This window comes from Roseovarius sp. (genome assembly GCF_965228755.1).
In the GTDB taxonomy this organism is placed as follows: domain Bacteria; phylum Pseudomonadota; class Alphaproteobacteria; order Rhodobacterales; family Rhodobacteraceae; genus Roseovarius.
In genome coordinates this window covers 63888-78483 of sequence record NZ_CBDDIG010000013.1, presented here as the reverse complement: position 1 = coordinate 78483, position 14596 = coordinate 63888, and the positions used below count along the sequence as shown (strand labels likewise).

Annotated in this window: 13 protein-coding genes; 1 reads left to right on the top strand and 12 read right to left on the bottom strand. The window is 64.6% G+C overall.

The window, feature by feature from the left end; translation table 11 throughout:
• Positions 1 to 78 precede the first annotated feature (78 nt).
• From ACO07J_RS18675 to eutB, 12 genes are all read right to left on the bottom strand, one after another.
• Positions 79 to 1269, bottom strand: a complete 1191-nt coding sequence (locus ACO07J_RS18675; RefSeq protein ID WP_422031754.1) for an ABC transporter permease — start codon at positions 1267 to 1269, stop codon at positions 79 to 81.
• Between the two features lie 6 nt (positions 1270 to 1275).
• Positions 1276 to 3018, bottom strand: coding sequence for an ABC transporter permease (locus tag ACO07J_RS18670; protein WP_422031752.1), 1743 nt, complete (start codon positions 3016 to 3018; stop codon positions 1276 to 1278).
• A gap of 94 nt (positions 3019 to 3112) precedes the next feature.
• Positions 3113 to 4228 (bottom strand): extracellular solute-binding protein, encoded by a 1116-nt coding sequence (locus ACO07J_RS18665; RefSeq protein ID WP_422031750.1) that lies wholly within the window; start codon positions 4226 to 4228, stop codon positions 3113 to 3115.
• 111 nt (positions 4229 to 4339) lie between these two features.
• Positions 4340 to 5443: an ABC transporter ATP-binding protein gene (locus tag ACO07J_RS18660; protein ID WP_422031748.1), complete on the bottom strand. Its 1104-nt coding sequence runs from the start codon at positions 5441 to 5443 to the stop codon at positions 4340 to 4342.
• A gap of 231 nt (positions 5444 to 5674) precedes the next feature.
• Positions 5675 to 7045 (bottom strand): aspartate aminotransferase family protein, encoded by a 1371-nt coding sequence (locus tag ACO07J_RS18655; RefSeq protein WP_422031746.1) that lies wholly within the window; start codon positions 7043 to 7045, stop codon positions 5675 to 5677.
• Positions 7039 to 7800, bottom strand: a complete 762-nt coding sequence (locus ACO07J_RS18650; RefSeq protein ID WP_422031744.1) for an NAD(P)H-dependent oxidoreductase — start codon at positions 7798 to 7800, stop codon at positions 7039 to 7041. The genes ACO07J_RS18655 and ACO07J_RS18650 overlap by 7 nt, the downstream gene beginning before the upstream one ends.
• A 13-nt stretch (positions 7801 to 7813) precedes the next feature.
• Positions 7814 to 9289, bottom strand: a complete 1476-nt coding sequence (locus ACO07J_RS18645) for an NAD-dependent succinate-semialdehyde dehydrogenase (RefSeq protein ID WP_422033440.1) — start codon at positions 9287 to 9289, stop codon at positions 7814 to 7816.
• A gap of 119 nt (positions 9290 to 9408) precedes the next feature.
• Positions 9409 to 9900, bottom strand: a complete 492-nt coding sequence (locus tag ACO07J_RS18640; protein ID WP_422033438.1) for an Lrp/AsnC family transcriptional regulator — start codon at positions 9898 to 9900, stop codon at positions 9409 to 9411.
• Between the two features lie 6 nt (positions 9901 to 9906).
• Positions 9907 to 10665 carry a nitrilase-related carbon-nitrogen hydrolase gene (locus tag ACO07J_RS18635; RefSeq protein ID WP_422031742.1) on the bottom strand — a complete coding sequence of 253 codons (759 nt, stop codon included), beginning with the start codon at positions 10663 to 10665 and terminating at the stop codon, positions 9907 to 9909.
• Positions 10662 to 11654 carry a cyclodeaminase gene (locus ACO07J_RS18630; protein WP_422031740.1) on the bottom strand — a complete coding sequence of 331 codons (993 nt, stop codon included), beginning with the start codon at positions 11652 to 11654 and terminating at the stop codon, positions 10662 to 10664. The genes ACO07J_RS18635 and ACO07J_RS18630 overlap by 4 nt, the downstream gene beginning before the upstream one ends.
• Positions 11644 to 12222 (bottom strand): flavodoxin family protein, encoded by a 579-nt coding sequence (locus tag ACO07J_RS18625; protein ID WP_422031738.1) that lies wholly within the window; start codon positions 12220 to 12222, stop codon positions 11644 to 11646. The genes ACO07J_RS18630 and ACO07J_RS18625 overlap by 11 nt, the downstream gene beginning before the upstream one ends.
• Complete coding sequence (gene eutB / locus ACO07J_RS18620) at positions 12219 to 13226, bottom strand: hydroxyectoine utilization dehydratase EutB (protein WP_422031736.1); 1008 nt, start codon at positions 13224 to 13226, stop codon at positions 12219 to 12221. The genes ACO07J_RS18625 and eutB overlap by 4 nt, the downstream gene beginning before the upstream one ends.
• Positions 13227 to 13392: 166 nt before the next feature.
• Here eutB and ACO07J_RS18615 point away from each other — a divergent pair, with 166 nt between their 5' ends.
• A complete protein-coding gene (locus ACO07J_RS18615; protein ID WP_422031734.1) occupies positions 13393 to 14577 on the top strand; it encodes a M24 family metallopeptidase in 1185 nt (394 codons plus the stop codon).
• Positions 14578 to 14596: the final 19 nt, after the last annotated feature.

The window sequence follows — 14596 nt, the reverse complement described above, 5'->3', positions numbered from 1 at the left end:
TATCCGGGCACGCAGCCCGACGAAACAAAAAGGCCGGGCACCAATTGCCCGACCGTCTCGAACACCAGTCCGGGCCAATCACCCCGGCGAAAGCCCCCGCATCCGCTCCGACCGGCGCCGCAACAGCTCCACCGTCGTCAGCAGCACGATCGAGATCGAAACCAGGATCGTGGCAACCGCCAGAATGGTGGGTGAAATCTGCTCACGAAGACCGGTGAACATCTGCCATGGCAGCGTCTTCTGCCCGGCCGAGCCCACGAACAGCACCACCACCACCTCGTCGAACGAGGTGATGAAGGCAAACAGCCCACCCGAAATCACCCCCGGCAGGATCAGCGGCATCTGCACCCGGAAGAAGGTCGTCACCGGGTCGGCCCCCATATTCGCCGCGGCCCGCGTCAGCGACCGGTCGAACCCCACCAGCGTCGCCGTCACCGTGATGATGACGAATGGAATCCCCAGCGCGGCATGGGCCAGAACGACACCCCAATAGGTGCCTTGAAGCCCCAGCCGCGAGTAGAAGAAATACATCCCCGCCGCCGAGATGATCAGCGGCACGATCATCGGCGAAATCAGGATCGCCATGATCGCCCGGCGGAACGGCACGTGCTCCGAGCTCAGCCCGATCGCCGCCAGCGTCCCGAAGCTCACCGACAGCAGCGTCGCCACCGGCGCAATCGCCACCGAGTTCCACAGCGCCTGCTGCCAGTCCGGCGAGTTGAAGAAATCGCGGTAATGCTTCAGCGAATACCCCTCGGGGTCAAAGGACAGCATCTCCGGCGTGAAGGTAAAGAAATCCTCGGCGTTGAAGCTCAGCGGCATCACCACCACGATCGGCGTGATCAGGAAGAAAAAGATCATCCCGCAGATCACCCGGAACGTGAAATGCCCCAGCACCTGCCCCGGCGTCAGGTAGGGCAGCAGGTGCGCCCGGTACCGCCCCTGCCCGATCCAGTAGATGAACCAGCCATAGAACAGCCCGAAGATGGCCCCCACGACGATCCCCGGTATCTCGCCGAACACGTAGCCCCCGGCGGCGAACAGCGCCACCATCGCCCAGCGGAACGGCTTTTCCATGCTTTCCGGCAGGATGCCTTGCGCCAGGTAGGTCAGGATCGCCAGAAGCACCGCCCCGGCAAGCACCCCCTGCCAGATCGAGCCCTGCGCGGCGCCCACGAAAATCCCGGCAAACGCCCCCGCGGCGGCCACCACGGGCACCGAAAAGCTCAGCGGTTTCTTCTCGACATACTTGAGTGTGTACGTGGCCATCTGTGCCTACCCCAGCTTCACGTTGTCGATGCCCACGATCCTGTCATAGGCCCAGTAAAGGATCAGGACCGCCGCCAGCAGGATCGTCCCCAGCGCGGCCGCGAGGCCCCAGTTGAGCGAGGACGAAATGTGATAGGCGATCCGGTTGGAAATGAACGTGCCGGTCGTGCCACCGACGATCTCGGGCGTGATGTAATACCCGATCGCCAGGATGAAGACGAGGATCGACCCCGCCCCGATCCCCGGCACCGATTGCGGGAAATAGACCCGCCAGAACGCCGTCCACTGCGTCGCGCCAAGCGACCGCGCCGCCCGCACGTATGAAGGCGGGATCGTCGACATGACCGAATACATCGGCAATATCATGAACGGCAGAAGGATATGCGTCATCGCCACAATCGTGCCGAACTGGTTGTTGATCATCACCAGCCGGCCGAAATCATCCACCAGCCCAAGCCAGACCAGCACGTCGTTGATCACCCCCTGCTGTTGGAGCATCACCTTCCACGCGCTCGTCCGCACCAGGAGCGAGGTCCAGAACGGCAGCAGCACCAGGATCATCAGCATGTTGGCGGTGCGCATCGGCAGGTTCGACAGCAGGTAGGCCACCGGATAGCCCAACAGGATGCACGACCCGCAGATCACCAGCGACATGAACAGCGTCCGCTTGAACAGCATGATGTAGATCTGCTGGTTTTCCGGCCGCGCCTCGGCGCCGTCGATGCCCTTCTGCATATCGACGGCGTTGAGGAAATAGCCGCTGGTAAACTCGGGGCTGTATGTCTGGATCGTGCGCCAGTTGGCATTCTCGCCCCAATCCTCGTCGATCTCGAGGAAGGCCTCCTTGAACGCGATCTGCGGCTGGTCCGCCAGCATCTCCTGCGCCGCGCGAAGCTCCTCGGCGCCGGGCCCGTCATACTCCGACAGGTCGGCCCCCGCCTGAAGCTCCTGGATCAGCGCGACCTTGACGGCTTCCCAGGGCTCCTCTTCGGCCACCACGTCCTCTTCGACGAACACGGTGAACAGCGCGAACGCGGCATACTGGTTCACCGTCCGCGGCAGCACCCGCGTGATCGCCGACCCGGGAAGGAATTCCATCTCGCCGCTGAAATTGTCACCCGTCAGCGTCTCCAGCAAACCCCGCTGGATATCCAGCGGCTCGGAGGTCGGGGCCGAATTCGGCCCGCCGGTCATCAGTTCGTACCAGAACGCCTCGTCTTCCCAGGCCTCGTTGAGGTCTTCCAGCGCGTCGATCTGGTCCTCGCCGATATTGTCCACGCTCCGCCCGCTGCCGCGGAAGAGCGACGACAGGCCGGTCTGTTCATAGTTCAGCCGCGAGCCGAGCCGCGTATGCTCCTTGGCCTCGGCGGCGATGAACAGGTCGTAATAGAAATTCTCGAAAACCTCCTCGCCCGGCGCACCTTCCTGCGACCCGTCCCAGTCCGACAGGCTGGCCACGGTACGCGGCAGGGTATTGGCAACGATCTGGTTCTCCACCGACCGGAACAGCATGTCGACGATCGGCGCGATGAACGTGACAAGCACGAAGATCAGAAGCGGCGCGATCAGCATCAGCGCCCGCATCTTCTGCACCCTCAGCGCCCGGGCAAGGCTGCGTTTCAGCGGCGTCCCGTCGGCAGAGAGCATCCGCCCGTCCTTGTCGACATTGTCCACGGCCTTGGCCTGGTCGCGCGGATCATCCGCTTTCGGAGCATCGACCGTCTTCGGATCGGTTGTGCCGTCGCTCATGCTTGTCCCCGTCACCCTGTTGGGTTTTCTCTGTCTTTGCAGCGAGGGCCCGGCGCACCGGGCCCTCCCCGTTTGGTTCAGCTATGCAGGCCTATCAGCCGGCCAGCCACGACTGGAACTTCGCGTCGATATCGTCGCGATAGTCAGCCCAGAACTCGTAGTTGTAGAGGAAGGTGTTTTTCGAGTTCTCCGGATCGGTCGGCATGTGCGGCGCCATGTCGATGCCCAGGTCGGCATGCTTGCCAACCAGCGGGGCCGACGATTCACGGGCCGGGCCGTACGAGATGTACTTGGCCTGGTCCGCCAGCCGCTGCGTGTCCGTGGCGAACATGATGAAGTCGAGCGCACGGGCCAGGCGGTCTTCCGGCAGGTTCGCCGGGATGATCCAGCCGTCAAGGTCGAACACCTGCGCGTCCCACATCATGGCGACGGGCTGGCCCTGCTCCTCGATCACGCTGAACAGGCGGCCGTTATAGGTCGAGCCCATGAACACTTCGCCATCCGCCAGAAGCTGCGGCGTGTCGGCACCGGCCGACCACCAGATCACGTCGTCCTTGATCGTCGCCAGCTTGTCGAGCGCCTGCTGCTGGCCTTCTTCGGTGGCCAGAACGTCATAGACCTCGTCCTTGGCGACACCGTCGCACAGAAGGGCCCATTCCATGTTGTTGATCGGCCGCTTCTCGAGCGCGCGCTTGCCCGGATAGGTTTCCAGGTCGAACACGTCGCAGATGTCGTTCGGCGGCTCTACGCCTTCCGGCACCATGTCGGTGCGATAGCCGAATGTCGTCGAGTAGACGATCTGCGGAATGAAGCAGTCACCGACCAGCAGGTCACCGAAATCGTCCTCGGCCGAGGTGCCGTCCGGCGCGGCCGCCAGCATCTCGTCGGGGTCGATCTCCATCGCCAGGCCCTCGTCGCACAGGCGCAGCGCGTCGGCCGCAACCACGTCGACCACGTCCCAGGTCACATTGCCGGCCTCGTCCATGGCGCGCAGCTTGGCCACGGCCTCGTTCGAGCTTTCATCCCAGACGACTTCGAGGTCGGGGTGCATTTCCTTGTAGGGCTCCGCATAGGCGCGGACCTGGCTGTTCTGATAGGCACCGCCCCAAGAGACGAGCGTCATCGAATCCGCCATGTCCTGGGCCATCACCGCACCGGCGGTCGATACGGCAACCGCCGTGGAGGCCAGGAGAGTCGTCGTCAGTTTCATGTCATTCTCCCATTTCATTCCCGTTTCTTGCTCTATGGGCCCCGCTCTACGGGTGAAGATCACGAGGCCTCACGTCATTCGCGCCCGTCCGGGCACGAAACTCTCTAAACTCTAGACCGCATCCAGCGCGCGGCAATCCTCGGGCAGCCAGCCGATCTCGATCTGCTCGCCGGGTTGAAGCCGCCTCTGGTCGGCGGAATTCCGGGTCTTGATGATGAAATCGTCCTTGCCCGCCACCTTCAGCCGGGTGCGGAACACGTCGCCCATATAGATGAACTCGGCCACCTCCGCCTTCAGCGTATGGGCCTTCTCGCCCAGCTTCTTCACGTCGACCTCGACCCGCTCGGGCCGGATCGAGATGGTCGTCCGCTCACCGGGCTTGCTGACGTTCACGGGCTTGGCATCGATCAGCTCGCCATCGTCAAGCTCGACCACCGCGATATCGCCCTTGATCTCCTTGATCGTGCCTTCCAGCGTGTTGTTCTCGCCGATGAACTGCGCCACGAAGCTGTTCTCGGGGCTTTCATACAGCACGTCCGGCGCGGCGATCTGCTGGATCCGCCCGTCGTCGAACACCGCCACCCTGTCGGACATGGTCAGCGCCTCGGTCTGGTCGTGCGTCACGTAGACCGTGGTGATGCCCAGCTCATGCGCCAGGTTGGTGATCTCGAACTGCATGTGCTCCCGCAGCTGCTTGTCGAGCGCGCCCAGCGGCTCGTCCATCAGCACCAGCTCCGGCTCAAACACCAGCGCCCGGGCCAGTGCGACCCGCTGCTGCTGCCCGCCCGACAACTGTGCCGGGCGCCGGTTGCCGAAGGCACCCATCTGCACCATGTCGAGCGCGCGGCGCACCTTCTCCTCGCGATCCGACTTCGACAGCTTCCGCACTTCCAGCGGAAAGCTCAGGTTCTCGGCCACGGTCATGTGCGGGAACAGGGCATAGTTCTGAAAGACCATCCCGATCCCGCGCTTGTGCGGCGGGATGTTGTTGATCGACACCCCGTTCAACAGGATCTTCCCGTGCGTCGCCGTCTCGAACCCCGCCAGCATCATCAGGCAGGTTGTCTTGCCCGATCCGGACGGCCCCAGCATTGTCAGGAACTCGCCCTTGGGCATCGACAGGTTCAGGTCTTTGACGACAAGCGTTTCCCCGTCATAACTCTTTTGAACGCGTTCGAACGCAACGAACGCATCGCTGTTCTGCGATTCAGTCAAAAACGGCTCCCCATCAGTGTTACGCCGCGTGTTCTCCCGCGGTCATTCAAACTAAAACCACAAACCCGCCACTGTGCAAGCAGGCAAGCGAAGTTTTTTATCGCTTTGACCGGCAGCAGGACAATCGTTCAGCTTCTGGTCAAACTAAAGTCGATTTTCCTGCCGGCGCGCCGGTCAAAGCTTCATTCCCGTGTCACCTTTTCGGTGATCCACCCCGGATCGACGCCGGAATCAGCCCAATACTTTCTGCGTCGCGGCAACCGTCTTGGTCACCACCTCGTCGGCCTCCTCCTTCGTCAGGCAGAAGGGCGGTGCAAAACCAAGGATATCGCCCTGCGGCATCGCCCGCCCGATCACGCCACTCTCGGCCAGCGCACTGGCCACCTGCGGGCCGATCTTGTCACCGGCATCAAAGAACGTCCGGCTGTCGCGGTCCTTCACGAACTCCACCGCGCACAGCATCCCTTCGCCACGCACCTCGCCCACGTTCGGATGATCACCCAGCGCTTCGGTCATGGTCTTCTTGAGATATCCGCCAACCTCGCGGTTGTTGGAAATCAGGTCCAGGTCGTCCAGCAGCTTGAGGTTCGCCACCCCGGCCGCCGCCCCGATCGGGTGCGCCGAATAGGTCCAGCCATGGCCGATCGCGCCGAACTCGTCGGTGCCCTGCTCCAGCACCTTCCACATCTTCTCGCCCACGATGCTGCCCGAAAGCGGCGCATAGGCACTGGTCAAGCCCTTGGCGATGGTGATCAGGTCGGGCTTCAGCCCGTAATGATCCGACCCCATCATGCTGCCCAGCCGGCCGAACCCGGTGACAACCTCGTCGGCCACGAACAGGATGTCGTGCTTGACCAGGATCTTCTGGATCGCCTCCCAATACCCCTCGGGCGGCGGCACGATCCCCCCGGTGCCCAGCACCGGCTCGCCGATGAAGGCGGCAATCGTGTCGGCCCCCTCGCGCTCGATCATCTCCTCCAGCTTGTCCACGCAATGCTGCACGAACTGCGCCTCGCTCTGGTCGAGATTGTCGCGGCGATAGTAATAGGGCGCCTCCGTATGCTTGATCTGCACCAGCGGCAGGTCGAACTTCTTGTGAAACAGCTCCAGCCCGGTCAACGACCCGGTGATCAGGCCAGACCCGTGATACCCACGCCAGCGGCTGATGATCTTCTTCTTCTCCGGCCGGCCGAGGATGTTGTTGTAATACCAGATCAGCTTGACGTTGGTTTCGTTCGCGTCACTGCCGCCCAGCCCGAAATACACCTTGCTCATATGCTTGGGCGCCCGGTCGAGGATCATCTTGGAAAGCGTGATGCTCGCCTCGGTCCCGTGCCCCACATAGGCGTGGTAATAGGCCAGCTCGCGCGCCTGCTCTGCAATCGCGTCGGCGATCTCCGTCCGGCCATAACCCACGTTCACACAATAAAGCCCCGCAAACGCATCGAGCAGCTTGTTGCCGTCACGATCCTCGATATGGCTGCCGCTGCCGCCCTTCACGATCCGGTTCGGCGCCTCGCCCCGCGCGAACTGCGCCAGGTGCGTCGAAGGGTGAAAGAAATTCTCGCGGTCCCACTGGTCCAGTTGATCGTTCCTCAGCATGTCTGGGTATCCTTGGCTTTGTTGGTGTGAATAGTCTTGGGCTGGCCCAGGTCATCCCAGTCGTCCCAGCCCGGATAGGTCAGCGGCGTGTCGGTTCCAAGCCCGCTCAGCCGGTCGATCCAATTCTGTTTCAGTGTCTTGAACTGCTGCTCGAACGCCTCGTCCGAGACGTAGGAAAACCCGTGGCCCGCCACCCCGAACGAGGCATGCGGCGGCAGCACGTCGAACCCCATGTAATAGAGCGAGAACTGCATCGACCAAAGAATCTGGTCCAGCTCGCCGCCGCGGCCACCGGGCACGAAAGCCTCGGCCGGAGCCCCCGACGTGATCGAACACATCGCCCGCTTGCCACGGAAATACCCCGCATCGTACCGCATGCGGCTGGTATACAACCCGCCGCTGACAAAAACCCGGTCGCACCAGCCCTTCAGGATCGCCGGCACCGAATGCCACCAGATCGGGAACTGGAAGACCACCAGATCGGCCCGCTCGAGCGCAACGATCTGCTCCATGATCTCCGGCGGGACGGTGTTCGAATTCCACGCGTGGCGTTGCTCGGCCAAAGGCGCGAACTGGTCAGGATTGAGCCGATCGCTGTAGTGTTCCGCCTTTTCGACCGGGTCGAACCCCCGCGCATGAAGGTCGATCACCTCGACATCATGTCCGAGGGCCTGGAAATGCTCCCGACCGGCCTCGACAAGTTGGCCGTTGAACGATGTCGGCTCGGGATGCGCGAGAATGAAAAGTACGTTCATGCCATCCTCCGATCTAGGCCCAGTCACGGCAGACGTACTTGATCTCCATGAACTCTTCCATGCCCCGGCGGGCCCCCTCGCGGCCAAGCCCCGACTGTTTCACGCCCCCGAACGGGATCGGCGCGCCGGTCACCTTGGTGCGGTTCACCGCCACCATCCCGAACTGCAGCGCCCGGGTCATCCGGTAGATCCGCCGCGGATCGTGGCTGTGCACATAGGCCACCAGCCCGTATTCCGTGGCGTTCGCCTTGGCGACAACCTCGGCCTCGGTATCGAACGGCGCGATCGGCGCTACCGGCCCGAACGTTTCGTCCCGCATGATCAGCGCCTCGTCCGGCACATCGGCCAGCACCGTGGGCTCGTAGAAAAGCGGCCCCAGCGCGTGCCGCTTGCCCCCGCAGAGCAGCTTCGCGCCCTTCTCCAGCGCATCCGCCACATGCTCCTCCTGCTTGGCCACCGCGCCCTCGTTCATCAGCGGGCCGATATCCGGGTCGTCCATCCCCCGTCCGATGCTCAAAGCCTTCGTCGCCTCCGCGAACCGCTTGCAGAACTCCTCGTAGACCGGCCGCTCCACGAAGATCCGGTTCGCGCCAAGGCAATCCTGCCCCGAGGTCGCGAACTTGGCCTTGATCGCCTCGCCCACGGCCCGGTCCAGATCGGCGTTCTTGAACACGATCACCGGCGCATGCCCGCCAAGCTCCATCACCAGCTTCTTCACCGTCTGCGCCGAATCCCGGTACAGCAGCTGCCCCACCGCCGTCGACCCGGTGAAGGACAGCGCCCTTACCCGCGCATCCGCCGTCCACGGCGGCACCACGGTCGAGGCCCGGCCCGTCACCACGTTGAACACCCCCGCCGGTACGCCCGCCCGCTCGGCCAGCTCCGCCAGCGCCAGCGCCGAGAACGGCGTCTCGTGGCTCGGATGCGCGACCACGGAACACCCGGCCGCAATCGCCGCCGCCGCCTTCCGGGTCAGCATCGCCGACGGGAAATTCCACGGCGTGATCAGCGCCACGACCCCCACAGGCTCCAGCCACAGCTCGACCTCCGCATCGGGCAGGTGGCTCGTCACCCCCTCGATATTCGGCCGCTTGGCCTCCTCGGCGTAATACTCCACGAAACTGGCGGCATAATCGATCTCGCCCCGCGCTTCCGACAGCGGCTTGCCCTGCTCCAGCACCATGATCCGCGCAAGGTCTTCCTTGTGCTTGATCATCAGGTCGAACCACCGCCGCAGGATGGCCGACCGCTCCTGCGGCAAGGTCATCGACCAGCTGTCGAACGCCTCCTGCGCCGCGTCGACCGCCCCGGCGCTTTCCTCGGCCGACAGCATCGCCACCTCGCCGATGAAATCCCCCGTCGCCGGATCGGTGACCGCCAGCGTCTCGCCCGAGCCCGCCGCGCACCACTTGCCGCCGATATAGGAAAAGCTGCGAACAAGGGCCTTGTCGCCGATATCCGCCGTCGCCGTGATTGCCGTGTCCAGCATTGCCATACTCCGTCTCCTTGTTGAGCCGAAGTATGATCCGTTCCGCCGGGAGGTGAGACTGAACAATGCCAGCCTTGCAGAAGATTCTTCTGCAAGGCCACAGCCCCGTAGGCCGGGCTTCAGCCCGGCACACCCCCATCCCCCGTCAGGATATCCAAAGGCGGCGCCATGCCCCCCTTCACCCGTTTCGTCACCACGTAGGTAAAGTACTTCGCCAGCCCCACCCGCGCATCCAGCATCGTGTCGATCAGCCGCTGGTAACTGTCGATATCCCGCGTCACGATCTCGAGCAGGTAATCGAACCCCCCGCCCAGCGCCCAGCAGCCCACGATCTCCTCGTAGCCCTGCACCGAATCCTCGAACACCCGGAACGCCGCCGCCGTATGATCGGCCAGCTCCGCCGCCACGAACACCCGAACATAGGGCCCCAGCTTCTTCAGGCTAATCTCGGCCCGGTACCCCTCGATCACCCCCGCCTTCTCAAGCTTGCGCAGCCGTTCCCAGCACGGGCTCGCCGACAATCCCACCTCCTCGGCCAGCTCCGCCTTGGTGATCCGCCCCCTGACCGACAGCACCTTCAGGATGGCGAGATCCCGGTCGTCCAGACGCACCATGCCTCAAAGCTTCCGGCTATCGACAAGGTAGGGCAGCCGGGCCTGCGCCGCCGCGACCCGGTCGAGGTCGATATCGAGCGTCACGAACCCCTCCTCGCCCACCGGCACGGCACTCACCTCGCCATCCGGCGCCACGATCCGCCCGCCGCCATAGAAGCCCAGCCCGTGCAGCTCGCCCGCATGATCCGCATACCCGATATAGATCCCGTTCTCGAACGCCCGCGTCGGCACCACCTTCTCGGCCACGATGCCCCAATCACGGCCCAGCGCCGTCGGCACCAGCACCAATTGCGCCCCGCCCCGCGCCGCCTGCCGGAGGCTCTCGGGAAACTCCACCTCGTAACAGATGATCATCGCCACCCGCACGCCCCCGACCTCGGCAAAGGTCACCGCCTCGCCCAGCCCGAACGCCTCCACCTCGAAACTCTGCGGCGAGGCCAGCCGCTTGCGGTGATTGGCCAGCATCTGCCCCTCCGGCCCGATCAGCGCGGCGGAATTGTAAACGCCATCCTCCCCCCGCTCCGCATAGCCCCAGGCCAAAGCCGTGCCATGCAGGATCGCCAGCCCCGCCATCCGCTTGGCGAACGGCCCGGTCGGCGCCTCGGCCAGCTTCCCGTAATCCGCCTTGGCGTCATAGCCCGTCGCGAACAGCTCCGGGCACAGCACCAGGCTGCAATGCTGCCCCGCCATGTGCTTCTCCAGCCCGGCCAGCTTCTCGTCCTGCGTCGCCCCCGCGCGACACTGATAGACCCCCAGCTTCATGACTGTATCACCGTCCCGGCATCCCCACCGGCCAGCTTCGCCGCCACGTGGCTGGCAATCGCCGTATCCTGCGCGCCCGTCCCGGTCAGGTCGGCAATGGTAATATCCCCGGCGGCCTTGCGACCTCCGGCTTTCTTCGTGATCACATCGCCCAGCTCCACCGGCGCGCCTCCCGTCCACAGCCCCGCCGCGATCGCACTGCGCAGCTCGCCCACCTTCTCGGTCTGGCTGCCCCGGTCGGCGACATACAGGTCCGCCTTCACCAGCGCCGCCGCCTCGATCTCGTTCTTGCCATCCTGGTCCGACCCCATCGCCGTCACATGCAACCCGGGGTGCAGCCACTCGGCCTTCAGCACCGGCTCCCGCGCCGGCGTCGTCGTCACCACCAGCTGGCTTTCCGCCACGAGTTGCGCCGGATCAGAGACGATTTCCGCCTCCACCCCCAGCGAATTCATCAGGTCCTTGGCACATTCCGCCGCCTTCTGCTCGTCGCGCCCCCAGACGATCACCCGCTCGAACGGCCGCACCAGGTGCGCCGCCTGCATCTGCAGCCTCGCCTGCACCCCGGTGCCGATCACCCCGGCGGTCTTCACCACCTCCGGCGCCAGGTGCCTCGCCGCCACCGCCCCCGCGGCGGCGGTGCGGATATCCGTCAGATAGCCATTGTCCAGGAACAACGCCTTCACCAGCCCCGTCTGCGCCGAGAACAGGATCATCAGCCCGTTCAGCGACGGCAGCCCCAGCTTCGGATTGTCGAAAAACCCCGGGCTCACCTTGATCGCGAACCCCTCGAAACCGGGAATATAGGCGGTCTTCACATCCACCTCGCCATTCGCCGCCGGCAGGTCCATCGACAGGATCGGTGGCATCACCACCTCGCCCCCCGCCAGCGCGGCAAACGCCGCCTCGATCACGTCCACCGTCTCGAGGTCCAGCGCCACCACCTCGCGCAGCTCCGCCTCCGTCATGATCCGGATATCATTCGCCATCACTCTCTCCCTGCACCAACTCTTCCGCCAGCCTCTCGGCCTGCGCCAACGCGCCCGCGTCTTCCATCACGTCCCCCGCCGCCCGCACGTTGCACGCTCGGATCAACTCCCGCCGCACGAACCCCATCCGGTTCAGCGCCGGCCCGTACTGTTCCAGCAGGTCGCCATAAAATTCCGGCCCCTCGCCCTGTACCTGCACCAGCACCAGCGCCATGCCCGGTTTGAACTCCGTCGGCTCCGGATTGGTCAGGTAATCGGGTCTGAACAGGCCGAAAAACCGGTCCAGCGCCAGCTTCATCTGCCCGGTCATGTTGCAGAAATAGATCGGCGTCGCCAGCACCAGCACATCCGCGCCCTTAACATCCTCCAGCACCGGCGTCAGGTCATCCTCCGGCCCGTCGAGACCGGCGCTGCCATCGCCCACATATCCCGAATACTGCAACCCGCGCAGCGCATGGGTCACGATCTCCGCCCCCTGCTTCGCCGCCACCTCGCAGAACCGCGACGCCAGCTGGTCACTGTTCCCGCCCGGCCGCGGGCTCCCCAGCAGGCAGACGACGCGTGTCATGCCGCCCTCCTGTAAGGCTTGCCCTTGACCGTCACATCGCCAAGCTGCACGTCCTGCCCCGTCACGATCCGCGTGAACATTTCCATATCGAGGTTCCGCCCCGTCACGATCGTCGCCGTCGGCCCGCTCAGCTTGACCTTCCCGGTCAAAACCGCCGCCATACCGACAACACAGGCCCCCTCCGCCACGATCCGGTCCTCGTAATACAGCACCTGCATGGCGTGATAGATCTCCTCCTCGCTCACCAGAACCACCTCATCCAGCAGATCCCGGCACATCGGGAACGACAGCTTGTTCGCCATCCCGATCCCCCCGCCCAGGCTATCGGCCAGCGAGGCCACTTCCTCGACCTCCACCGGCCGCCCGGCCTTGATGCTCTCGTACATCGCCGCCCCCCGATCCATGGTGATCCCCACCACCCGGATATGCGGCTTGATCGCCTTCGCCGCCAGCGCCACCCCGGCGGCCAGCCCGCCGCCCGACAAAGGCACCAGAATCGTCTCTAAATCGGGCCGTTTCGCCAACATCTCCAGCCCGATCGTCCCCTGCCCACAGATCACCGCCGCATCGTCGAAGGGCGAAATCTCCACCAGCCCTTCCTCCTCGACCAGCCGCAGCGACTCCGCCAGCGCATCATCCTGGCTCCGCCCGGCAATCCGCACCTCGGCGCCCAGCGCCCTGATGCCATCCACTTTCGCCTGCGGCACCAGTTCCGACATGCAGATCACCGCCCGCATCCCTTTCTCCCGCGCCGCGAACGCCACACCGCGCCCGTGATTGCCGGTCGAACAACAGGTCACCCCCGGCGCATCCGTAACACTGGCAACAGCATTGAATGCCCCCCGCAACTTGAAGGCGCCAATCGGCTGCATGTTCTCCAGCTTCAGCAGGAAGTCCTGTCCCCCGGCCTCCGTCATGAAAGGCGACGGCACCAGCGGTGTGCCATCGGCCACCCCCCGCAAGACTTGCGCGGCGGCATGGATATCGGCCAAGGTCGGCGTCATGGTTCACTCCCTCGTCTTCCGGGCACTCTTGCCCCCGGTCCTGCCTACGTCAACTGCACCGCCGTTTGGAGGTTCAAAAACGACATCAGGGGGCGGGTTTCTTGGGGCAAGGCACGGCATTGCCCCCCACGGTACCCCGGACACGACCGATAATTCAGGATAACCCATGCTTCAGAAAGACCTTCCCTTCACCCAGGCCGAATTCGACCGGCGGCTCGACCTGACCCGCACGGCGATGGAGGCGGCGGGCATCGACCTGCTCTTCGTCACCGACCCCTCGAACCAGAACTGGCTGACGGCCTATGACGGCTGGTCCTTCTACGTGCACCAGGGCGTCTTGGTCCCGATGGAGGGCGACCCGATCTGGTGGGGCCGGCGCATGGATTCCTTCGGCGCCCGCCGCACCTGCTGGATGGCCGAGGAACAGATCCTCGGCTACGGCGACCATTTCGTTCAATCGACCGAGCGCCACGCGATGCAGGATCTCGCCGGCCGCATCTACGCGCTGGGCCTCGGCTCCGTCCGCATCGGCGTCGAGATGGAGAACTATTATTACTCCGCCAAGGCGCACGAGGTCCTCACCGAGATGCTGCCCGACGCCACCTTCGTCGACGCCACTGCGCTGGTGAACTGGCAGCGCCTGATCAAGTCGGACGAGGAGATCGCCTTCATCCGCAAGGCCGCGAAGATTTCCGAGAAGGTCGTGCAGACCGCCATCGACAAGGCCGAACCCGGCCTGAAGAAAAACGAGCTGGTGGCCGAGATCATGCGCGCCGGCATCGCCGGTGTCGATGACTTCTGGGGCGACTACCCGGCCATCGTGCCGCTCACCCCGTCCGGCCTCGACGCCACCGCCGCCCACCTCACCTGGAACGGCGACGAGATGCGCAAGGGCGAAGCGACCTTCTTCGAACTCTCCGGCTGCTACCGGCGCTACCACGCCCCGCTCTGCCGCACCGTCTACCTCGGCAAGCCCCCCAAGGAGGTGCTCAACGCCGAAAAGGCCCAGCTCGAGGGCATCGAGGCCGGCCTCGCCGCCGCCCGCCCCGGCAACCGCACCTGCGACATCGCCAACGCCTTCATCGGCGTGCTGCAGAAACACGGCATCCACCGCGAAGGCCGCTGCGGCTATCCCATCGGCCTCAGCTACCCGCCCGACTGGGGCGAACGCACCGCCTCGATCCGCCCCGAGGATGAAACCGTGCTCGAACCCGGCATGACCTTCCACTTCATGCCCGCCCTCTGGCTCGAAACCTGGGGGCTGGAAACCACGGAAACCATCCTCATCACCGAAACCGGCGAGGCCGAAACCCTCTGCGACATGCCCCGCAAGCTGTTCATCAAGGACTGAGCCCCGTAGGCCCCATAAG